The following is a 21,788-nucleotide window of genomic DNA, read 5'->3' as shown; positions in this document are numbered from 1 at the left end:
ATAAAAAAAGACCTTGCAATTTTTTGGAGAATCATATATTATGTTAAACATGGTACGTGCAACTGGCGGATAAGTGGAGAAAACCACGGGGAGCACGTTACGTTTTGAAGCCGACCGCCTGGGCACCGCTATGGGATGCCCAGGCGGTTTTTTGCGTCTTTATTGAGAATGGAGGACTGAGAGTCATGAATTTGGTTTCTTTGAAGGATGAATTAACAAACAATTCCTATCCTGGAAGGGGGATAATTATTGGCAAAACCCCAGATGGAAGGAAGGCAGTAACTGCTTATTTTATCATGGGAAGAAGTGTGAACAGCCGTAACCGCGTATTTGTGGAAGATGGGGATGGAATCCGTACCCAGGCTTACGATCCTTCAAAATTATCAGATCCCAGTCTGATTATTTACGCTCCGGTGCGTGTTCTGGGCAACAAAACCATTGTGACAAACGGAGATCAGACGGATACCATCTATCAGGGCATGGATATTCAGCTCACATTTGAGCAGTCTCTTCGCAGCAGGGAATTTGAACCGGACAGCCCCAATTATACACCCCGTATCTCTGGCATTATGCATGTGGAAGATGGAAGATTTAACTACGCCATGTCTATATTAAAGAGTAATAACGGGGATCCGTCCTCCTGCAACCGATTTACCTTTGCCTATGAGAATCCTGTGCCTGGAGAAGCTCATTTTATCCATACCTACATGCATGACGGAAATCCTCTGCCAAGCTTTGAAGGGGAGCCAAAACTGGTGGAAGTCTCAGCTGATCCGGATGAGTTTACTTCCCTGATCTGGGAAAGCCTGAATGAAGAGAACAAGGTATCGCTGTTTGTACGTTATATAGATCTTGAAACAGGTGCCTTTGAAACCCGGATAATAAATAAGAATGAATAGCAGGAGTACAAAAGATGAATGAATTAGAGCTGAAATATGGGTGTAATCCCAATCAAAAACCATCAAAAATCTATATGGCAGACGGATCGGATCTTCCCATAACCGTATTGAGCGGAAAACCCGGTTATATTAATTTTCTGGACGCATTAAACGGCTGGCAGCTGGTAAAAGAATTAAAGGAGGCAACTGGAATGCCGGCGGCAGCTTCCTTCAAACACGTTTCTCCAGCTGGTGTGGCAGTTGGACTTCCCTTAAGTCCGGTTTTAAAAAAGATCTACTGGGTTGAAGATATGGGAGAGCTTTCCCCTCTTGCCTGCGCTTATGCCAGAGCCAGAGGCGCAGACCGCATGTCTTCCTTTGGTGATTATATTTCCTTATCGGATATTTGTGATGAAGATACAGCGAAAATCATTAAGAGAGAGGTTTCGGATGGTGTGATTGCACCTGGCTATACCCCGGAAGCTTTGGACATATTAAAGTCAAAGAAAAATGGCAATTATAACGTGATTCTCATTGATCCCGAATATACTCCGTTACCCATAGAGAAAAAACAGGTTTATGGAGTTACGTTTGAGCAGGGAAGAAATGAGATTAAAATTGGCCGTGAAGTGTTGGTAAACAGAGTAACTGAGAACAAAGAGATTCCTGAAGCTGCAGAAATTGATTTAATCATATCTTTGATTACTTTAAAATACACCCAGTCAAATTCCGTCTGCTATACGAAGAATGGACAGGCAATTGGAATCGGGGCCGGACAGCAATCCCGCGTTCATTGCACCAGACTGGCAGGCAGCAAGGCGGACAACTGGTATTTAAGACAGGCACCCAAGGTGCTGGAACTTCCGTTCCTTGATGACATCCGCCGCGCAGACAGGGATAATGCCATTGATGTATATATCGGTGAAGATGATATGGATGTTTTGGCAGACGGCAGATGGGAGCAGGTATTTAAGGAGAAGCCTTCTGTATTTTCAAGAGAAGAAAAAAGGCAGTGGCTTGATCAGCTGACTGATGTGTCACTTGGTTCTGATGCATTTTTCCCATTTGGAGATAACATCGACCGTGCATATAAAAGCGGCGTGAAATATGTTGTTCAGCCAGGAGGTTCTGTCAGAGATGATCAGGTGATTGAGACTTGTAACAAATATGGTATGGTAATGGCATTTAATGGAATCCGCCTGTTCCACCATTAAAAAAGTGAAATGTAAGGGATCGGACTGTTGTCCGGTCCTTTTTGATGGCTGTTACTTTACATAAAAATATTATGTAAAGTAACACAGAGAATTTTGTAAATAAATAAGTACCAGCCAATATTTTTTGTAAAAGCACTTTAAAGATAAGGGCGGCATAAAATAGGAGTAAGTAAGTTTAAGGTGGCTTTCTTTGAAAACTTTTCCCAAACCTTTAACTGCGCGAGAGGAACGAGAGTGTCTGGAACGATACCAGGAAGGGGATCAGGAGGCGAGAGCCACACTCATCGAGCGTAATATGCGTCTTGTAGCCCATGTGGCAAAAAAGTATCAGAATACAGACTATGATATGGAAGATCTTCTGTCAGTAGGGACTATCGGTTTAATCAAGGCTGTTAATACCTTTCATCCAGACAGAGGATCAAGGCTGGCCACTTATGCGGCGAAATGTGTGGAGAATGATATACTATCATAACGGCTTTTGCAGCCCATTATGCCGGTCTCTGTATTGAGCAGGTGAAATGCCCATATTTTTCCTGAAAACCTTTGAAAAATAATTACTGCCCGAGTATCCGCATTCCGCCGCAATGGCTTCAAGACCCATTGACGTATTTAGGAGAAGGGATAATGCATGTTCCAGGCGCAGACTGGTTAAATACTTTATGGGAGAGAGCCCTGTCTGCAAATGAAACTGCCTTGTTAAATGGGGAAGACTCACGCCAAGCTCCCGGCACATCTGAGAGAGCCCGATCTGATATTTATAGTTTTTCTGCATCCACGCTGCAGCATCTTCCACACATGCATTCTTAACTGATTTTAACGGGGTTTCCAGTTCTCTCATAAGCAGGACCAGGAATTGGTATAAAAAGATCCCGCTGTCATAGCGTCCGTATTTCTTCCCTGATTTCACCGCCTGGAATTCCTCTAAAAACAGTAAGATGGCCTGACTTGTATTGGGTATGGAAAAGGTTTTTCCTGTCAGAACCTGCATCCGCTGAAAGAAATATTCCCCCATTTCGCCGTCAAAATGGATATAAAAGTATTTCCATGAATTATTTTCAGCCAGATAGTATCTGCTTCTATCTGGAAATGTGATAAAAAAAGCATCTCCAGGAGACAGAATGGTTGTCTGTCCCTCTGATTCAAACATTCCCACCCCATCTAACGTGTATTGAAGCAGATAACCAGAATAACTGCCTCGATTACTATTTTGAAAATCATAGGTCTCATTTTTTCTCTGCTCCATTCCAAAATCCAGGAGAAACAGTGGTGCATTCCATTGTCTGTCGAGATCCAGAAAACCAAAAGTCTGACAAGCCTGGTTGATCAAAAAATTACCCTCCCTGTATCGTGTTCTTACTCTTGTAATAGATTGTTCAGTTGCTATAATGATATCAGATTTATCAATAAATTACCAGGAAAGGATATCAGATGAGAAGATATTTATCATCAGGAAAACCCCCTATGGGGTGGAACAGCTATGACTATTATGATACTGCAGTTACAGAACAAGAGGTTCGGGCCAATGCTGAATATATGGCGCAGAATTTAAAAGAATATGGCTGGGAATATATTGTGGTTGATATACAGTGGTATGCTCATAATGCCGGAACCAGACGGCAGGAGTGCCAGTATATTCCCTTCGGTCAGGTTGAAATAGACGAATACTCCAGACTTTGGCCATGTACGGAACGCTTTCCATCTTCTGCGGGCGGTCATGGTTTTCAACCACTGGCTGATTATATCCATGGACTGGGGCTAAAATTCGGGATTCACATCATGAGAGGGATTCCCCGTATCGCAGCTCATAACAGGATGAAAATATGGGGGACAGACCGTACAGCCGATGGGATTTCAAATCCTTATTCCATCTGCTCATGGAACCCGGATATGTATGGAGTGAACCCTGATGCAGAGGGGGCGCAGGCGTATTTTGATTCTATCTTCCAGCTGTATGCCCAGTGGGGGGTAGACTTTATTAAATGTGATGATATCTGCCGCATGGATGCAGCATCTGCAAAAGAAGAAATTCGTATGCTTCATGAGGCAATCAATAAAAGCGGAAGACAGATGGTACTTAGCCTTTCACCGGGACCTGCCCGGCTGAAAGAGGCATGGCATTACGAGACTTATTCTAATATGTGGCGGATTACCGATGACTTTTGGGACGACTGGAATTTGTTAAAGCAGATGTTTGAACGGTGTGAGCATTGGCAGAACCATGTGGGGAAGGGAAATTATCCGGACTGTGATATGCTTCCAGTGGGTATGTTGGGGAAAGGCTTTGGAGAAGAACGTCTGACACGGTTTACCAGGGATGAACAGATAACAATGATGTCACTCTGGTGCATATTCCGGTCTCCTTTGATGATTGGAGCGGAGCTTACCCATTTGGATGAATGGACAAAAACTCTGCTTACAAATCCGGAAATTCTAGCGCTTCTTTCTGATGACTGCAAAGCTTCTCAGCTAGCCCGGGACGGGAAGCATTGTATCTGGCACAGCAGTGACCAAAGGAGTGGTTTCAATTATCTGGCTGTCTTTAATTTAATGGAAGAAGAAAGAGAAATTGATATTTCAGCCAGTCTGTTGGATAAAGAAGGATTAAGGGGTATTTGTTTCAAAGAACTCTGGACGGGTGAAACATTCACCAATCCATCAAAGGATCTGATAGCAAAGGTGCCTGGACATGGGGCAAGGATTTGCCGTTATAAGGAAACCTGATTTTAAAAGACATGGGAGTGTGAATATTCCCATGTCTTTTTCATATATTTAAAAAAATAGGACAGGGAGGGATAAGTAACGAAACTGATCGCTGTTGGCAGCCGGTTGATGAAGGATGACGGGATTGGACTTTTAATTGCAGAAGAACTTGAAAAACGGTTCCTACGCTCGGAACTTGAAATAATCTATGGAGAAACGGATAGTGAGACGTGCTTTTATTCTCTGAGTCCCAATGATTTTATACTGATTATAGATGCCACGTCATTTGGGGATCGGCCGGGTTCTGTTAAAATATTTTCCTTAGAGGAGATTATGGAACGGATATCCAATCCCACTATGCAGCATGATATGAGTTTTATCGACATGATAAGAGTGTACCGATTCCCGGTAAGAGGATACTTAATTGGAGTTGAAGCTGCCATAATTGCACCAGGACTTGAGTTAAGTACTGTGTTAAAAAGGCAGTTTCCCCTTATATGCAGAAAAATAGAAGATATCATAAGAGAAATCTTGTCAAAAGAAGCAAAAAAAGATAATTAAACCGGGTTACTTTTATAAATGCCTTGGAAAATGGGCTTAAAAACCAGGCTTGCACATATATTCTAACAGATTAGCCAGTAAAAAAGGTGATTTAGAAATTGATAAGGAGGTACCATTATGGATTTGGATTTACTCATGACGTATCTTGGCAGCAGTTTAAAGAGATTAAATGCTGATGTGGAAAAGCTGCGCTCCAATCTATACAACAGCAATGATGTGCTGGATCATTTAAGCAGTGAATTGATTATGCTTCAGAATCATGTATACTATTTCGGACAATTGAGCCAGATGCAGGAGAATGGGCTATATGTCAGTCAGATGAATGGCCAGACAGGCGGCGGAGTGGGGAACCCGACCGGAGGAATCACTGGCCCGACCGGAGGAATCACTGGCCCCACTGGAGGAATCACTGGCCCAACCGGAGGAGTAACTGGCCCAACTGGAGGAATCACTGGCCCAACCGGAGGAGCAACGGGCGGGGCAACCGGCACGCCACAGCCTCTGACCTATTTTACTCTGGAACAGCTGGCACAGTATGATGGGAAAAACGGAGCCCCTGCTTATGTTGCAGTGAATGGGGTAGTATATAATGTTAGTAATAACCGGTTATGGGCAGGAGGTAATCATTTCTGGGGTCTTTCAGCAGGCAGAGATTTAAGTGCAGAGTTTGCCTCCTGTCACCCTGGTGCAATGGTACTAAGTGTATTGCCTGTTGTAGGATATATGGTTCAGGAATAGGGGGAACGATTACCTTTGGAGAAAAAGCGTGCATTTTGTCCTTTTCAAGAACTGAAATGGAAGGAAACCAGACAGCTGGTAACCAGAGCAATGGAAGAAATCGAAACTCAGAAACGTACCAAACCTAATCTGGTCTGGCTGGAATTAAACGGGTGTACAGGAAATACCATTTCCATGCTGGATGGTCAGGATCCGGATTTCCAGTATCTTATGACTCAGATGACCAACTTTATCTACAGCAACAGCCTGATCGCATCCCAGGGGGAAGAGGCGATGGATCAGCTGTTTGATATCATTGGGGAGGAATACATATTAGCAGTAGAAGGTGCTGTTTCCAGAAAGGACAACGGGCTCTATCACATCATCGGACGTCATGAGGGAAGAGAGATAACAGGCCTTGAAGCAGCAATGCGGCTGGGAGAACGTGCTGCCCATGTAATAGCAGTTGGTGACTGTGCTTCCTACGGCGGAGTATCGGCGGCAAGACCCAATCCGTCAGATTGTACCGGGATTTCAGATGTTGTCAGCCGGAAAGTAATCAAGCTTACCGGATGTCCCTGTCATCCGGACTGGCTCATGGGAACCGTGGCTTATTTAATTCTGTATGGGGAACCTCCCCTGGACGAAGTGGACCGGCCGCTGATGTTTTATGGCATTACAATTCATGACCGTTGTCCAAGAAGATCCTATTATGATTCTGGAATATTTGCAACAAAGCTGGGAGAAGAGACCTGTATGTACATGCTGGGATGCCGGGGACCTGTGACACAGACAGACTGTCCGATCCGCAAATGGAATGGGCACGTAAACTGGCCGATTGGTGATGATTCACCCTGTATTGGCTGCGCCCAGTTTGGATTTCCAGATGCCATGGAACCATTCATTACTTTTGATACCATGAGGAAGGAGTAATATGGCGGACACAATTATCATCAATCCAGTTACAAGAATTAACGGATTCATGGAAATAGCAGCAGAAGTAGGAAATAATGTCATTACCGATGCACGCACCAAAGGCCTTATGTTCCGTGGCTTTGAAAAAATGCTGACAGGCAGAGCGCCTTTGGATGCGGTTTATTTTACACAGCGGATCTGTGGAATCTGCTCAACCGCCCATTCCATGGCCTCAGCCCTTGCCCTTGAAGATGCTCTGGGAATTGTACCCTCAGAACAGGGAAGATATTTAAGGGATCTGCTTCATGCATGTGAATTTCTTCAGAATCATTTAAGGCATCTCTATCAGTATACGCTTCCAGACTATGTAAAGCTGCCGGAAGGCTACCCTCTTTTTAAAACGGATCACAACGATTACCGATTGCCTGATAATGTTAATGAACGCATGGTAAATGATTATTTTGAATCAATGGAATATAGCAGGAATGCACATAAAATGCTGGCAATTCTGGGAGGAAAGGCACCTCACAATCATGGGGTTTTTATAGGAGGAATCACATCTCCTGTAACCGCTGATATGATTATAGCCATTAAATCCATACTATTTGGGATTGAAAAATTTATTACTGAAAAAATGCTGCCGGATGTATACGAAATAGCGGCTTATTATTCGGAATATTATCATTTTGGCGGAGGCTATGGGAATCTTCTGACTTATGGCTGTTTTCAGCATTATAAGGAACTGGGGACTTTATATGTAGATCCATATATTTATACAAATGAGCAGTATTCCCATTTAGATCCGGAACTCATTACCCAGTCAGATGAATATGCCTGGTTTAATGAAGCCAATGAGCCAGACAGGGAGAAACCAGAAGCTTATTCCTGGATCAGGGCGCCCAGATACAACGGGGTACCTTTTGAAGTGGGGCCATTGGCAAGACAATGGTTGTCAGGAGAGTACAGACATGGAATATCTGTCATGGACAGAACCATTGCACGGGTTCTGGAAGCGAAAAAAATAACCCAGATCATGAATACTCTTTTGGAGAATCTGATTCCAGGTGTGCCCATGCAGCAGGAATATGTGATACCGGCTCAGGCCAATGGAAAAGGACTCATTGATACAACCAGAGGATCACTTGGACACTGGCTGACAATTGAGGATGAAAAAATCCTGTTCTACCAGGTTATCACTCCATCTGCATGGAACTTATCCACTCAGACAGGAGAGAAAAAAGGGACAGCAGAACAGGCGCTTATGGGCGCACCGGTGAAAGATGAATCTATGCCAGTTGAAATAGGAAGAATTATCAGATCCTTTGACCCTTGCGTTTCCTGTGCCACTCATGTAATCATCCCCGGAAAAACCAGTAAAATCATTCCGGTTGTCTGACTGCCTAAGTGCTTTCTGCTTTTATTGCATCTAAAAGCGATTTCTTTTGGTCATTTGGGCAGTGAAGCAGGCGGACTGACTGCATTAATACCTGATTGTGAATAACAGCCGCCCTTCTGCCCAGTTCTTTTTTATCTTCTTCCGTTTGAGGATTATATACGATCATGTTCATAGAGAATACCTTGAAATTCAGGGTTACTATATTTGTATGTTATTCTGCGTGTCCGGTATGTTTGAGGACGCGTTTTCCATGTGAAAACAAGGAGGATTTGTGTGATGGAAGACAGAAATCAGCCGTTTGCCATATATTCAAGAAAATCCAAATTTACCGGGAAGGGAGAAAGCATCGGCAATCAGATTGAGCTTTGCAAGCAATATATCATAACTCATTACGGAGAATCCTTTGCAGACAGTGCCCTGATTTTTGAAGATGAGGGTTTTTCCGGAGGAAATTTAGAGCGCCCCCAGTTTCAGCAGATGATGAAAGAAGCAAAGAAAAAGAAGATTTCAGCAATTGTATGCTACCGCCTTGACCGGATCAGCCGTAATATTGGAGATTTTGCCAATCTGATCGGAGAATTGAACCATCTGGAAATTTCATTTATTTCAATTAAAGAGCAGTTTGATACATCATCACCCATGGGAAGGGCTATGATGTATATTGCTTCTGTATTTTCCCAACTGGAAAGAGAAACCATTGCAGAACGAATCCGGGACAATATGCATGAACTTTCCAAAAGCGGAAGATGGCTTGGGGGAAATACCCCAACCGGGTATCAGTCTGAACGGGTAACTTCTGTAACTATTGACGGGAAGCAGAAAAAGGCATATAAACTGAAACGGATTCCCCAGGAGGCAAAGCTGGTAAAGCGGATTTATGAAAAATTTCTGGAAACCGGTTCCCTGACACAGACGGAGACTTATCTCATACAGAATGGATACAAAACAAAGCAGGGACGTTTATTCAGCCGTTTTGCAATTAAGGCCATTCTTTCAAACCCGGTGTATATGATTGCAGATCAGGAAGCCTATCAGTATCTGAAAGAAAAAAAAGTAGAACTTTTTGCTGACCCCGCTGATTTTAAAGGAATCCATGGTATTATTGCATATAACCGGACGTTACAAAAGCAGGGCAAAGCCCATGAGATGAAAGAGATGGAAGAATGGATTGTGGCAATCGGTAAACATGAGGGGTTGATTCCTGGAGCGGAATGGGTCAGTGTCCAGCGACAGCTGGAACGGAATAAATCAAAAAATTACCGCAGACCCAGAAGCAATGTGGCACTTCTTTCCGGCATTCTTGTATGCGGGAATTGCAATCACTATATGCGGCCCAAGCTTTCCGGCAGATATAATGACCGGGGAGAACAGATCTATTCCTACCTCTGTTCCATGAAAGAAAAAAGCCGTATGAAGTGCTGTGCAATAAAAAATGCCGATGGAAACCTGTTAGACAGACTGGTGATTGAGGAACTTAAAAAAATTTCTGAAGACAAAAGAGAATTCACCAGGCAGCTGGAGGAAGGCAGGAAGCTGCTGAAGGAAGAAAAGCAGGATTATGAACAGGATGTCAGCCGCCTGGAGGAGGAGTTGTCTCAAACTGAAAAAGAGATTGATGGTCTTGTGACGTCAATCAAAGTTGCCGGGGGAACGGCGGCATACGACTATATAGTCAGGCAGATTGATGAACTGCATAAAAAGAAAGAACAGATCCTGACCCAGATTGAAGTCTGTAAGGAAACCGCCATGGGGAAAGAATTGACTGATCTGGAATTTGATCTGTTAAAAGATACCCTGTCCAATTTTGAAAAGACTGTGGAGTTTATGGATGTGGAACAGAAACGGGCTGCAATCCGGATACTGGTAAAACGGGTTGTCTGGGATGGGGATACGGTCCATCTCTATCTGTCAGGTTCTAAGGAGCCGCCTTGTGACTCTAGCAAATGAGATCCTAATGCTCCTTCGTGCTAATAAAAAATATTCAAAAGAGGTGTCTTTATATGAACCCATCGGTGTAGACAAGGATGGAGAAACTGTAAGCCTTCTGGATGTGATCGAAATGGAAAATAAAGAGACGTTAGAGACCATCATATTAAAACAGGACATCAAAGAACTTTATGAAGTATTTGATTCCTGTCTGAAAGACAACGAAAAAACAATTATAGGGATGCGCTATGGACTTCATGGCGGCAGGGAATACACCCAGAGGGAGATCGCAGATCTCATGGGAATTTCGAGATCCTATGTATCAAGACTGGAAAAAAAGGCACTGGAAAGGCTGAGGACAGAATTAAAAAGAAATGGGATATAAAACGTTGATTCTGCCCTGTCCATTTGATACAATAATAAAAAACAGTCAAAGGAAAAAATATGAGCGTAAAAAAGGACAGTAAAGTGGAAGAGCCTCTTAACTGGAAGAGGGAGCTGTTTGAATGGCTGAAGATCATTGTCATTGCGGCAGCGATTGCATTTTTTATCAATACGTTTCTTATTGCCAACAGCAAGGTACCAAGCGGATCCATGGAGACCACAATTATGACAGGTGACCGGTTAATTGGATCAAGGCTGGTTTACCGGTTTGGCGGAGAACCCCAAAGGGGTGATATCATTATATTTGATCACATGACCGGGCCTGGAAATGAAGAGATTCATCTGGTGAAGCGGATTATCGGGCTGCCGGGAGAGACGGTAGACATTAAGAATAACCATGTTTATATCAATCAGTCCCAGACCCCTCTGGAAGAACCATACTTAAGGGAACCCATGGAGTCAGAGGATTATCACTTCACCGTGCCTGCTGGATGTTATCTGATGCTGGGAGATAACCGGAATAATTCAGCCGATGCCAGATACTGGAGTGATCCCTATGTGCCGGAAGATAAGATACTTGCAAAAGTTTTGTTCCGCTATTATCCAGGAATAAAAAAAATCAGTTAGTAATTATAAGGTGCCAAACCAAAAGCCTGTGAATATATTAAAATAAAAAGGGTAGTTCGATAAAACATGCGTAATATTTTCATTTTGGTTCTGGCGCTGAGTACAGATACATTTGTTGCCAGCATTGCCTATGGTGCAAACAGGGTAGGCATTTCATGGATAAAGGTAATTGCGGCTAATGCAATCTGCAGCGGCTGTCTTGGGGCAGCCCTGTTATTCGGCAACGTGATCGATGATTTTGTGCCGGAAGCATTCGCGAAAGGGGTAGGGTTTTCCTGCTTATTCTTTTTGGGAGTGATGAAGCTGCTGGACTATACCATAAAAAAATACATCAACAATCACGTTCATGTACACAAAGACCTGACTTTTTCTATTTCGGGACTTAGCATTATTATTAACATATACGGGAATCCTATGGCAGCTGACTGGGATGATTCAAAAACGCTGTCCTGGAAAGAAATGATTATGTTTTCACTTGCCATGTCCATTGACAGTCTGGTGGCGGGCGCCCTGTCCGGTTTTCTTATGATTAATCCGGGATATGCAACTCTGGCAGCTCTTTTTGTTGGGATTGCCGTGATGTATGCCGGACTTTTCCTGGGAAAACGGCTTGCTGCATTAAAAGGTTGGGATTTGTCCTGGCTCAGCGGTGTTCTGTTTTTATTTCTTGCTTTTAGTAAGTTATAAAAATCTTGACATTTAAATAGAAATTTGCTATAGTTAGGGAAATGAATATTAATTCGGATTGTTACTGGAAAGCAGGCAAAACCAATTTTGATTAAGAAAATAACATGTTATTTTCATAGTCAAAGTTGGTTTTTTTATTGATAAGAGGTAATTTATGAATATTGATAAGATCATTAATAACAATATTGTAACTGCAATTGAGCCGGATGGTAAGGAAGTAGTCATCATGGGCAGAGGAATTGGTTTTGGCACAAAGGCGGGACGCCCGATTGCAGAGAACAAAATTGAGAAAACCTTCCGGTTAGACAGCCAGAACAGTCTGGATCAGTTTAAGGAACTGCTTGTGAAGCTCCCACTTGAACACTTAAAGGCATCGACAGAAATCATCGCCTATGCAAAAAGTGTACTTAACAGGACATTGAATCAGAATATCTATATCACACTGACGGATCATATTAATTTCGCCATTCGCCGCTTTAAGGAAAATATGGTTTTTTCAAATCCCATTCTTAGCGAGATTAAGACATTCTATAAAGAAGAGTACCTGGTGGGAGAATATGCAGTTGCACTGATTGAGAGAAGTGTGGGTGTACGGCTTCCTGTAGATGAGGCTGGATTTATAGCAATGCATATTGTAAATGCAGAACTCAATACGGCTATGAATAAGACGATGGATATGACAAAGCTGATTCAGAATGGAGTCAAAATAGTGAAAGAATTCTTTTCCATGGAACCGGACGAGGGATCTTTAAATTATCAGAGATTTATTACCCACCTGCGGTTTCTTGCCCAGCGTATTCTGACCGGAGAGTTGTTAAACAGCGGAAATACAGAATTCAGTAATATCATAGCAGGAATGTATCCGGAAGAGTATGCGTGCAGTTTGAAAATTAAGGAATTTATTTTTGAATCATATCATCATGATGTAACAGAAGAGGAGACTGCATATCTGGCAGTCCATATCAAAAGAATGAGGCTTTAGAAGAAAGGGGTACCAGTCGGCATGTTTGAAGCGTGGAAGAAGCATTTAAAAAGAGGGGGCGGTAAAAAGGAGGAAATTCTGGCGCCTGTGGAAGGATTGGCAGTACCGTTAAGTGAAGTGAAGGATCCTGCTTTTAGTCAGGAAATCCTGGGAAAAGGAATGGCTATTATTCCTTCAAAAGGCAGAATTGTGGCACCGGTAAGCGGAGTGCTGTCAGTGATGTTTGAGACAATGCATGCAGTCAGTATTACGGCAGATAACGGAGCGGAAGTAATGATCCATGTAGGCCTTGATACGGTTCAACTAAAAGGAGAGGGGTTTCAATCCTTTAAAAAACAGGGGGAACGGGTAAAGGAAGGAGAACTTCTGCTGGAATTTGATCTGGAAGGGATTAAGGCAAAGGGTTATGACCTGATTACTCCGGTCATTATTTTAAATACCATGGAGTATCCCGATATGAAATGTCATGTTGGAAAGCAGATTATGGAGCTGGAACCAATCATTGAATTGTAGGTGGCTGAATGAAAGAGTATCAATATGTAGTGGAAGATCCAATGGGACTTCACGCCAGACCCGCTTCCATGATTTTTATAGAAGCAGGGAAATACATGTGTTCCATAGAAGCTTATTGGAATTTACAAAAAGCCGATTGTAAAAGTCTTCTTGCCATCATGGGACTTGGAGCAAAAAAAGGGGATGAAGTCATCTTCCGCTTTGAGGGAGAGGATGAAGATGCTGCATACTACGCAATACGGTCTGTATTAGATAAAAAGTGATCGTAACCTGCTTACCTGCAGGTGAAGATAAAAAATGTCCGGCAGGACAAAAAAAGAAAGGGGTTTCTTTTTATGATGAAGTATTTGCAAAAACTAGGTAAGTCGTTGATGCTTCCGGTAGCGTGTCTGCCGGCAGCAGGGATCCTGATGGGAATTGGTTACTGGATTGACCCAACGGGATGGGGGGCAAACAGTGCCATTGCTGCCTTTTTGATTAAGGCAGGCGGAGCCATTATCGATAATATGGCGATTCTATTTGCCATCGGTGTTGGCGTAGGTATGTCAGACGATCATGAAGGTACTTCCGCTCTGGCAGCCCTGGTATCATGGCTGATGATTCAGACAATTCTTTCCCCGGCAGTAGTTGCAATGTTAAAAGGCATCGATGTCAGTGCTGTGAATCCGGCATTTGGAAAAATCAATAACCAGTTTATTGGTATTGTTTCCGGTTTAATTGGCTCCAGCTGTTATAACCGGTTTAAGAGCACAAAGCTCCCAGATGCACTGGCTTTTTTCAGCGGAAAACGTTCTGTTGCCATAGTTACGGCACTGTTTTCCCTTGTTGCCTGCCTGGTATTGTTTTTCGTATGGCCGGTAATTTATACCGCATTGGTAATATTTGGTAAAGGAATTCTGGGTCTTGGTGCAGTAGGAGCAGGTATCTATGGCTTCTTTAACCGTCTTCTTATCCCATTTGGCCTTCACCATGCCTTAAACTCTGTTTTCTGGTTTGACGTTGCCTCAGTAAATGACCTTGGAAACTTCTGGACCGGAAAAGGTGTGCTGGGTCAGACTGGTCAGTATATGACAGGCTTCTTCCCGGTTATGATGTTTGGTCTTCCGGCTGCAGCCCTTGCCATGTACCATACTGCGAAACCTGGAAGGAAAAAACAGGCTTATGGTCTTTTGCTGGCAGCAGCAGTCTGTTCATTTTTTACAGGAGTTACAGAACCGCTTGAATTTGCATTTATGTTTCTTGCACCCGGATTATATTTAATCCATGCCATCCTGACCGGAATATCCTTAACCATCTGTGCAATGCTTCCGGTACGTGCCGGATTCAATTTCAGCGCCGGATTCGTTGACTGGTTTCTTAGCTTTAAAGCTCCTATGGCTGTTAATCCTCTGTTTATTATTCCTATTGGTCTTATTTACGGTGGGATTTACTATGCAGTGTTTAGATTTGCTATTGTGAAATTTAATTTTAAAACACCAGGACGGGAAGATGATGATATTGATGAATCCGTAGCTGTATTAAAGAACAACGATTTTACATACGTTGCTTCTGTTATTTTAGAAGGAATCGGCGGTAAAGAAAACGTTGTAAGCATTGATAACTGTATCACCAGACTCAGACTGGAAGTAAAGGATTATACCCTGGTAAATGAAAAGAAGATAAAGTCAGCAGGTGTAGCCGGAGTAATCAGACCTGGAAAAACCAGTGTTCAGGTTGTGGTTGGAACTCAGGTACAGTTTGTTGCGGAAGAATTTCAGAAACTATGTAAATAAATATAAAAGCGGGGGTGCACTGCATCCCCGCTTTTCATGCTCTGCCAATTTATGGCAGTTATTGCTTCGTATCATCTTTTGTTTCAGAGAAAGAACCATGGAAAACGGTCTGCGAACGATCCAGACGTTCATCATGTAATTTGTTAGGTTCTGCATCATCTGCGGGATGGCCCATCAGCAGGATTGAAACAGGGACTATGTGTTCTGGTATGTGATATGTTTTTATTACTTTTTCCGGATCGAAATGCCCCACCCATGTAGAGCCAATGCCCAATTCAGATGCCTGCAGCATCATATGGGTAGTGACAATGGCGGCATCAATTTCCCCCTCATCTTTCCCATCAAATTTTCGTTTCCAGCTTACGTTTTTATCGTAACAGGTGAGAAGCGCCAACTGATGGTTAAATTTAAAAGGCATACAAAGACTGAGCCCGGACAAATCAGTTTCATTATCAAGCACAAGAATTCTCTGCGGCTGGTAATTGCAGGCGGTAGGCGCAGTACGGCCTGCCTCCAGAATGAGATCCAGCGTCTCTTTTTCTACTTTTTTATCGCTGAACTTTCTGACAGAGTAGCGATCCTTTGCCAATTCTATAAATTTCATTCCAAACCTCCGTTGACTATATTTGACATTTACATAGAAAGTATATATGATTATAACACATACTTCAAGTATGAACATTTATGTTATATACTAAACTATTGGTTAGTATTGAGGAGAAGACATGGATTTTAATAATAAATTTGGAAATTGTCCAATATATTATACAATTTCAAAAATTGAAGGAAAATGGAAGTGGGTCATATTATATAAACTTTGTAAATGCAGTGTATTAAGATATAACCGGTTATGGGAAGAATTACAGCCGATTGCCCATAGAACCTTAAGCAAACAGCTTAAGGAGTTAGAAGCGGATGGATTAGTCCATCGGGAACAATACAATGAAGTCCCGCCCAGAGTGGAGTATTCCCTTACCAAAGATGGGGAAACACTTGCCCCCATTTTGAATCTCATGTCAGAATGGGGAGCGCAGCGCATCAACCAGGAAATTCTGGGATTGGAGTAGATTATGCAGTTTACAATACCTCACTATTATCACAGTTTCCATTGTATTGCAGCCCAGTGCAGCGACACCTGCTGTGCAGGCTGGGCAATTATGATAGATGATCAATCCATTAAAAAATACAGGGCTCAAACCGATTCCCTGGGCAAAAAGCTTTTAAATGGAGTGGATTGGAAGAAGGGCTGTTTTAAACAGAAATCTGGCAGATGTGCTTTTTTAAACGAAGCAAATCTTTGTGATATTTACACCGATGCAGGACCTTCCATGCTTTGTAAGACCTGCAGGCAATACCCCAGGCATACGGAAGAATACGAAGGGGTACGGGAACTTTCTTTGTCAATGTCCTGTGAAGAAGCGGCAAAGCTGATTCTGGGGCTGAAAGAGCCGGTCCGTTTTCTTACAAAGGAAGATGACCGGGAAGAGTCTTATCCTGAGTTTGATTTCTATCTTTTTTCAAAGCTCATGGATGTAAGAGAGGAGGTTATCACTCTTTTACAGAATCGAAACAGGGACATCCCGTTAAGGGCGTCTATGGTTTTGGGACTGGTTCATGATTTACAAAGAAGGATCAGGGAAGGGAAGCTGTATCAGACGGAGGAACTGACTGCCAGATACAGGAATCCTTCATGTGAAGAATTTTTCCGCATGAAACAGCGGGAATACAGGGTTTCTGACAGAGAACGCTATGAAATAATGAAAAACTGGTTTCCACTATTGGACAAGCTGGAAGTTTTAAACCAGGAATGGCCATTTTATATTGGGGAGTTAAAGGCCCTGCTTACTGATAAGGGACCAGAGTATTATGAAAAAACAAGAGAGAATTTTTATGAATATCTGGATTCTGAGCCAGAAAGAAAGAGGGAGTGGAATCAGTGGCTGGAGCAGCTTTTGGTTTACTTCATTTATACGTATTTTTGCGGAGCTGTTTATGATGAGCAGCCTTATGTAAAAGTGAAGATGGCTGTTATCTGTACCATATTCATCGCAGAACTGGCTCAGGCAGTTTATATTCAAAACGGAGGCAGCCTTACTTTTAACGAGTTTGTACGGCTGGTTCATCGGTTTTCCAGGGAAACTGAGCATTCGGATCTAAATCTTAATGCAATGGAGAACGCGTTTCGGACAGAAAAAACCTTTGGGCTGAAAGAAATACTCAAAGTATTATAATATTGCATAGTTAGATAAAATTAGCAAAAATAGAAGCGAATACAACCGTACAAAGCCCGGAAGTTGCGATGGCAAGACTGCTCATGGCGCCTTCAATTTCACCGATTTCCATTGCTTTTGTAGTGCCTACCGCATGTGATGCAGATCCGATGGCAATGCCTACTGCAACCGGATCTGTAATTTTAAATATCCGGCAAACCGATTCTGCGATAATGCTGCCTAATATACCGGTTACAATAATACTGGCAACCGTAATTGTCACAAATCCTTTCATCTCCTCTGAGATTCCCATTGCAATGGCAGTAGTTATGGATTTTGGTAGAAAGGTTACATATTCCTGATGGTTTAAGCCAAACACTAATGCAAGAAGCAATACGGTACACATGGTAGTGAGTACGCCTGTCAGAGTTCCTGCAATAATTGCTTTGGAATGCTTTTTTAACAGGTTTAACTGACGGTATAATGGCACAGCCAGGCATACGGTTGCGGGAGTTAACAGATAACTGATGTATTTTGCACTTTCATTATAGACCGTATAATTAATCTTAAAGACGGACAGGAATGCCATTACAATTAGAATTGAGATTAACAGGGGATTAAAAATGGCCAGTTTAAAACGTTTCTTAAGCTGAACCCCCATTTCATAACTGACAAGGCTCAAAACCGAGCCAAAAAATAAAAAATCACCGATTGTCTGATTCATGATCCGTTCCTTTCTTCTTTTTATCGGTTTCAATAAAAAACTGGGTTACTTTTCCTGTCATTATCATAACAATAACCGTGGAGAAAAGTGTTATAACCAGAAAAGGTATGAGAATTGGCCGAAGGGAGCCCCACGAATCCAAAAGTCCGACTGCCGCAGGGATAAAAAGCATGGGCATAATTTCCAGTAAAAAATCACTGACATCCTCAACTGCTTCAAGGGGAATCAACCCGGTTTTTAAGCCTAAAAGCATAAGAATAAGACCATAGATACTGGCAGGTACGGGAAGTGGTATAAACAGATGAATCACTTCCCCTGCAAGTGAGATAAATAAAATAATGCCGAATTGTCTTATGTGTTTCATGACAAAGCCTCCTGTATTTCCTGTCGAAAATTCAACTATGCTTAATCCTATACGAAATTCTTTACGTTGTCAAATGATTTAAGAAAAATTAAGATTGTAAATAAATGTGGGATTTTCCATAACAAAGGAGTATGAAACAATGTTATATCAAATAGAATTTGCTTTTTTATATGCACTGCAGTCTCTGCATAATCCATGGCTTGATCAGGTCATGGTCCGTATTACAAGTCTGGGAGACCATGGATTTATCTGGATTTTAATTGGTGTGGTGCTGTTTTGTATCCCCAAAACCAGAAAAATGGGAATCGGTGTATTGCTAAGCCTGGGGGTAGGACTTCTTTTTGGAAATATGATACTGAAAAATCTTGTAGAAAGGCCCAGACCCTGCTGGATTGATACCAGTATTCCTCTTTTAATTCAGAATCCCAGGGACTTTTCCTTTCCTTCCGGTCATACGCTGGCTTCCTTTGAAGGAGCGATCAGCATCTGGCTCTATAATAAAAAGCTTGGAGTTCCCTTTCTGATCCTGGCTTTGCTCATTGCATTTTCCAGAATGTATTTATTTGTACACTTTCCAACCGATGTGCTGGGAGGCGCTGTTCTTGGGATTTGTATTGCCTTATTGATACACCACTTAATAGAAAGAAATATTTGTGTTGAAAAAAACACTTGATTTCTTAAGAATGTATGTTATACTGATGGCGATACAAAACTAAATAAAAGTCGCAGAGTAGACTTGTGTGCGTTAAGTGCCAGCTGAACAGGGAGTTGTCAGCAGGACGAAAAGATTTTCTTGCGGTACACGAGTCGCATCCCGCTGCACCAGAAGATAGGTGTCTTATCTCCGGTCGTAGTCTGAGGTCTGCAAAGGAGGTATTTTTTTATGAAAAAATTCGTCACTTTGTTCACCGATTCTTACAGAGAGTTGAAATCTGTAAGAACAATCACTGCCGCAGCCATGTTTGCCGCAGTTGCCATTATTTTGGACATGTTCTCCATTCAGCTGGGAAGCTACATCAAGATTACGTTTTCATCTATTCCCAATGGAATCATTTCCTACTTATTCGGTCCGGTAGTGGGTGGACTGTTTTCCGGAAGCCTTGATGTGCTGAAGTATTTATTAAAGCCCACCGGCGCCTTTTTTCCCGGACTTACCATGGTTACGGCCCTGGCAGGAGTCCTGTACGGCATTCTGTATTATAAGAAGCCGATTACCTTAAGAAGAATTCTCATATCCAAACTGGTGGTCATGCTGATCTGCAACGTGATATTAAACACCCTTTGCCTCTCCATACTGTATGGAAAAGGATTTATGGTGTTGCTGCCGGCAAGAGCGCTGAAGAATCTGGTTATGTGGCCCATCGATTCTATGATTTTTTATACCTTACTGAAAACCATGGATTCCATCGGTATTTTCCGAACCATTCGGAGTGTTCATCTGCTTCATACAAAATAACCACAAAACCCCGGAGTGTCAATGCGATGCTCCGGGGTTTTTTACGGATAAAAAAATGTCGTATTTTGTAACCTGAATCAGTTAAAAGGACACAGGCATTGGTAAAATACATAGACATAAGATCAATTTCGTAATATAATCTTAGGTATATGTCTGTAAATAACAGTTTTAACAGGAGGAATGAATCATGAGTGAGAGTTGTACTCATAATTGCAATACTTGCGGAGAAAGCTGCGGAAGCAGGGAAGAGGCCCAGACCAGTTTCTTAGAACCGCTTAATCCGTCCAGCATAGTAAAAAAGGTAATTGGAGTGGTAAGCGGAAAAGGCGGCGTTGGTAAATCGCTGGTAACTTCCATGATGGCAGTAAGCATGAGTGGAAAGGGATATAAAACGGCGATCCTGGATGCGGATATCACAGGACCTTCCATACCGAAGGCATTCGGTTTATCAGATAACGGTGTAGGAATGACACCAAACGGACTGATGATTCCTGCAGTCAGCGCAACAGGAATCGAAGTCATGTCAGCAAATTTAATTCTGGATCAGGAGACAGATCCGGTTATCTGGAGAGGACCGGTCATAGCTGGTGCAGTAAAACAGTTCTGGCAGGAAACTCTTTGGGAAAATGTGGATTATATGTTTGTTGATATGCCACCCGGAACCGGCGATGTGCCACTGACCGTATTCCAGTCACTGCCTCTCGATGGCATTATTATTGTAACCTCTCCCCAGGAACTGGTATCCATGATTGTTGGAAAAGCAGTGAATATGGCGAAGAAGATGAATATCCCAATTCTTGGGCTTGTGGAAAATATGAGTTATTTAAGCTGTCCTGACTGCGGAAAGCAGATTGCTGTATTTGGTGAAAGCCATATCGATGAGGTGGCTGAAAATTACGGTATAAAAGTACTTGCCAGAATCCCCATTGATCCTAAGATTGCTGCTTCAGTGGATGCAGGAACCGTAGAGTATTTAGAGGCGCCATGGCTGAAAGATGCAGTTGACGCAGCAGAGGCGGTTTAACCGGAACTGCTTTTTGAGGTATAAGAATGAATATTAATATGAACCCTAACAGTGAACTGAATCAGTCGATTGTAAAAGTTCCCAATCTGGTTTCAGTTCCAGACCCCCTGATTAAGCAGGCGTATCAGTTCCAGGAAGCTATGATGATGTATACCTGTGCCATTCGTGAGGTTAAGACAAAGCTGGAAGTATTAAACGATGAACTATCGGTTCGTAACTCCAGAAATCCCATTGAACTTGTTAAATCCAGAGTAAAGAAGCCGGTTAGCATTGTCGAAAAATTAAAGCGCAGAAACCTTCCTGTCTCTCTGGAGTCCATGATGGAAAACTTAGATGATGTGGCTGGTATTCGAGTTATCTGTTCCTTTTTAGACGATATTTATGCAGTGGCAGATATGCTTGCAAGACAGGATGATGTCCATATCATTGCTATAAAAGATTATATCAGTCAGCCTAAAATCAATGGTTACCGCAGTTACCATATGATCATTGAAATTCCTGTTTTTTTCTCAGATCAGAAAAAATGGATGCGGGTAGAGGTTCAGATTCGAACCATGGCCATGGACTTTTGGGCCAGTCTGGATCATCAGCTGAAATATAAAAAAGAAATGCAGGAATATTCCCAGGAGATCAGTGATGAACTGCGGGAATGTGCAGATGTAATCGCCCAGACCGATGAGAAGATGCTTAATATCAGAAAGCGGATTGAGGAACAGGGGATTACTGTGACGAAATAAA

Annotated in this window: 25 protein-coding genes, 2 pseudogenes and 2 riboswitches; of the genes and pseudogenes, 22 read left to right on the top strand and 5 right to left on the bottom strand. The window is 42.5% G+C overall.

What is annotated here, in order from left to right:
- Positions 1-48: 48 nt before the first annotated feature.
- A riboswitch (ZMP/ZTP riboswitch) is annotated at positions 49-131 on the top strand.
- A gap of 54 nt (positions 132-185) precedes the next feature.
- The 3 genes and pseudogenes from BXY41_RS14500 to BXY41_RS14490 all read left to right on the top strand — a co-directional run.
- The gene (locus BXY41_RS14500) at positions 186-899 is read left to right on the top strand and encodes an IMP cyclohydrolase (protein WP_104437569.1); all 714 of its coding nucleotides are present in this window, start codon (positions 186-188) and stop codon (positions 897-899) included.
- Positions 900-913: 14 nt separating this feature from the next.
- Positions 914-2,092, top strand: a complete 1,179-nt coding sequence (locus BXY41_RS14495) for a phosphoribosylaminoimidazolecarboxamide formyltransferase (protein ID WP_104437568.1) — start codon at positions 914-916, stop codon at positions 2,090-2,092.
- A 190-nt stretch (positions 2,093-2,282) separates the two neighbouring features.
- Positions 2,283-2,558: pseudogene (locus tag BXY41_RS14490) on the top strand (sigma-70 family RNA polymerase sigma factor); the annotation flags it as partial.
- Here the strand turns inward: BXY41_RS14490 and BXY41_RS14485 are convergent.
- A complete protein-coding gene (locus BXY41_RS14485; RefSeq protein ID WP_104437567.1) occupies positions 2,559-3,419 on the bottom strand; it encodes a helix-turn-helix domain-containing protein in 861 nt (286 codons plus the stop codon). It lies immediately after the preceding pseudogene.
- 101 nt (positions 3,420-3,520) lie between these two features.
- Here BXY41_RS14485 and BXY41_RS14480 point away from each other — a divergent pair, with 101 nt between their 5' ends.
- From BXY41_RS14480 to BXY41_RS14460, 5 genes are all read left to right on the top strand, one after another.
- Positions 3,521-4,813 (top strand): alpha-galactosidase, encoded by a 1,293-nt coding sequence (locus BXY41_RS14480; RefSeq protein ID WP_104437566.1) that lies wholly within the window; start codon positions 3,521-3,523, stop codon positions 4,811-4,813.
- Positions 4,814-4,897: 84 nt separating this feature from the next.
- On the top strand, positions 4,898-5,353 hold the full coding sequence (locus tag BXY41_RS14475) for a hydrogenase maturation protease (protein ID WP_341457846.1): 456 nt from the start codon (positions 4,898-4,900) through the stop codon (positions 5,351-5,353).
- A 117-nt stretch (positions 5,354-5,470) separates the two neighbouring features.
- The gene (locus tag BXY41_RS14470; protein WP_242980205.1) at positions 5,471-6,091 is read left to right on the top strand and encodes a cytochrome b5 domain-containing protein; all 621 of its coding nucleotides are present in this window, start codon (positions 5,471-5,473) and stop codon (positions 6,089-6,091) included.
- A 15-nt stretch (positions 6,092-6,106) separates the two neighbouring features.
- Complete coding sequence (locus BXY41_RS14465; protein ID WP_242980204.1) at positions 6,107-7,003, top strand: hydrogenase small subunit; 897 nt, start codon at positions 6,107-6,109, stop codon at positions 7,001-7,003.
- A gap of 1 nt (position 7,004) precedes the next feature.
- Positions 7,005-8,381, top strand: coding sequence for a nickel-dependent hydrogenase large subunit (locus BXY41_RS14460; protein ID WP_104437564.1), 1,377 nt, complete (start codon positions 7,005-7,007; stop codon positions 8,379-8,381).
- A 4-nt stretch (positions 8,382-8,385) separates the two neighbouring features.
- Here BXY41_RS14460 and BXY41_RS26790 read toward each other — a convergent pair whose 3' ends face one another.
- On the bottom strand, positions 8,386-8,553 hold the full coding sequence (locus BXY41_RS26790; protein ID WP_170072376.1) for a hypothetical protein: 168 nt from the start codon (positions 8,551-8,553) through the stop codon (positions 8,386-8,388).
- Between the two features lie 104 nt (positions 8,554-8,657).
- On the opposite strand from BXY41_RS26790, the gene BXY41_RS14455 reads away from it, so the two are divergent.
- The 8 genes and pseudogenes from BXY41_RS14455 (at position 8,658) to nagE (ending at position 15,272) form a co-directional block, all read left to right on the top strand.
- Positions 8,658-10,328: a recombinase family protein gene (locus tag BXY41_RS14455; RefSeq protein WP_104437563.1), complete on the top strand. Its 1,671-nt coding sequence runs from the start codon at positions 8,658-8,660 to the stop codon at positions 10,326-10,328.
- Positions 10,303-10,692, top strand: a pseudogene (locus BXY41_RS14450) (sigma-70 family RNA polymerase sigma factor); the annotation flags it as partial. The gene BXY41_RS14455 and the pseudogene BXY41_RS14450, both read left to right, overlap by 26 nt.
- Before the next feature lie 59 nt (positions 10,693-10,751).
- Positions 10,752-11,318 (top strand): signal peptidase I, encoded by a 567-nt coding sequence (gene lepB / locus BXY41_RS14445; RefSeq protein ID WP_104437561.1) that lies wholly within the window; start codon positions 10,752-10,754, stop codon positions 11,316-11,318.
- 66 nt (positions 11,319-11,384) lie between these two features.
- A complete protein-coding gene (locus BXY41_RS14440) occupies positions 11,385-12,005 on the top strand; it encodes a manganese efflux pump (RefSeq protein ID WP_104437560.1) in 621 nt (206 codons plus the stop codon).
- Positions 12,006-12,159: 154 nt separating this feature from the next.
- On the top strand, positions 12,160-12,987 hold the full coding sequence (gene licT, locus BXY41_RS14435) for a BglG family transcription antiterminator LicT (RefSeq protein ID WP_104437559.1): 828 nt from the start codon (positions 12,160-12,162) through the stop codon (positions 12,985-12,987).
- Positions 12,988-13,008: 21 nt separating this feature from the next.
- Positions 13,009-13,500 (top strand): PTS sugar transporter subunit IIA, encoded by a 492-nt coding sequence (locus BXY41_RS14430; RefSeq protein ID WP_104437558.1) that lies wholly within the window; start codon positions 13,009-13,011, stop codon positions 13,498-13,500.
- 8 nt (positions 13,501-13,508) lie between these two features.
- The gene (locus BXY41_RS14425) at positions 13,509-13,763 is read left to right on the top strand and encodes an HPr family phosphocarrier protein (protein WP_104437557.1); all 255 of its coding nucleotides are present in this window, start codon (positions 13,509-13,511) and stop codon (positions 13,761-13,763) included.
- A 72-nt stretch (positions 13,764-13,835) separates the two neighbouring features.
- Positions 13,836-15,272, top strand: a complete 1,437-nt coding sequence (gene nagE, locus BXY41_RS14420; protein ID WP_104437556.1) for an N-acetylglucosamine-specific PTS transporter subunit IIBC — start codon at positions 13,836-13,838, stop codon at positions 15,270-15,272.
- A 58-nt stretch (positions 15,273-15,330) separates the two neighbouring features.
- Here nagE and BXY41_RS14415 read toward each other — a convergent pair whose 3' ends face one another.
- Positions 15,331-15,876, bottom strand: coding sequence for a nitroreductase family protein (locus BXY41_RS14415; protein WP_104437555.1), 546 nt, complete (start codon positions 15,874-15,876; stop codon positions 15,331-15,333).
- A 121-nt stretch (positions 15,877-15,997) separates the two neighbouring features.
- Between BXY41_RS14415 and BXY41_RS14410 the strand changes: the two genes are divergently transcribed.
- Together BXY41_RS14410 and fliB are read left to right on the top strand one after the other, a co-directional pair.
- Positions 15,998-16,339 carry a winged helix-turn-helix transcriptional regulator gene (locus BXY41_RS14410; protein WP_170072374.1) on the top strand — a complete coding sequence of 114 codons (342 nt, stop codon included), beginning with the start codon at positions 15,998-16,000 and terminating at the stop codon, positions 16,337-16,339.
- A gap of 3 nt (positions 16,340-16,342) precedes the next feature.
- On the top strand, positions 16,343-17,503 hold the full coding sequence (fliB, locus tag BXY41_RS14405) for a flagellin lysine-N-methylase (RefSeq protein ID WP_170072372.1): 1,161 nt from the start codon (positions 16,343-16,345) through the stop codon (positions 17,501-17,503).
- Positions 17,504-17,513: 10 nt separating this feature from the next.
- On the opposite strand, the gene BXY41_RS14400 is transcribed toward fliB, so the two are convergent.
- Positions 17,514-18,206: an LrgB family protein gene (locus BXY41_RS14400; protein ID WP_104437554.1), complete on the bottom strand. Its 693-nt coding sequence runs from the start codon at positions 18,204-18,206 to the stop codon at positions 17,514-17,516.
- Positions 18,187-18,570 carry a CidA/LrgA family protein gene (locus BXY41_RS14395; protein ID WP_104437553.1) on the bottom strand — a complete coding sequence of 128 codons (384 nt, stop codon included), beginning with the start codon at positions 18,568-18,570 and terminating at the stop codon, positions 18,187-18,189. The genes BXY41_RS14400 and BXY41_RS14395 overlap by 20 nt, the downstream gene beginning before the upstream one ends.
- 139 nt (positions 18,571-18,709) lie before the next feature.
- On the opposite strand from BXY41_RS14395, the gene BXY41_RS14390 reads away from it, so the two are divergent.
- The 4 genes from BXY41_RS14390 to BXY41_RS14375 all read left to right on the top strand — a co-directional run bounded on the left by BXY41_RS14390 (position 18,710) and on the right by BXY41_RS14375 (position 21,787).
- On the top strand, positions 18,710-19,243 hold the full coding sequence (locus BXY41_RS14390) for a phosphatase PAP2 family protein (protein WP_242980203.1): 534 nt from the start codon (positions 18,710-18,712) through the stop codon (positions 19,241-19,243).
- Between the two features lie 51 nt (positions 19,244-19,294).
- A riboswitch (THF riboswitch) is annotated at positions 19,295-19,392 on the top strand.
- 61 nt (positions 19,393-19,453) lie between these two features.
- Entirely contained in the window at positions 19,454-20,026 is a 573-nt protein-coding gene (locus BXY41_RS14385) for a folate family ECF transporter S component (protein ID WP_104437552.1), read from the top strand.
- A gap of 187 nt (positions 20,027-20,213) precedes the next feature.
- Positions 20,214-21,050, top strand: coding sequence for an Mrp/NBP35 family ATP-binding protein (locus BXY41_RS14380; RefSeq protein WP_104437551.1), 837 nt, complete (start codon positions 20,214-20,216; stop codon positions 21,048-21,050).
- 26 nt (positions 21,051-21,076) lie between these two features.
- A complete protein-coding gene (locus tag BXY41_RS14375) occupies positions 21,077-21,787 on the top strand; it encodes a GTP pyrophosphokinase (RefSeq protein WP_104437550.1) in 711 nt (236 codons plus the stop codon).
- Position 21,788: the final 1 nt, after the last annotated feature.

Origin of the sequence: Lacrimispora xylanisolvens, assembly GCF_002934545.1 — a bacterium.
Classification (GTDB): domain Bacteria; phylum Bacillota; class Clostridia; order Lachnospirales; family Lachnospiraceae; genus Lacrimispora; species Lacrimispora xylanisolvens.
Note: the sequence above shows the minus strand (reverse complement) of the source record. Positions and strands in the feature narration are given on the sequence as shown.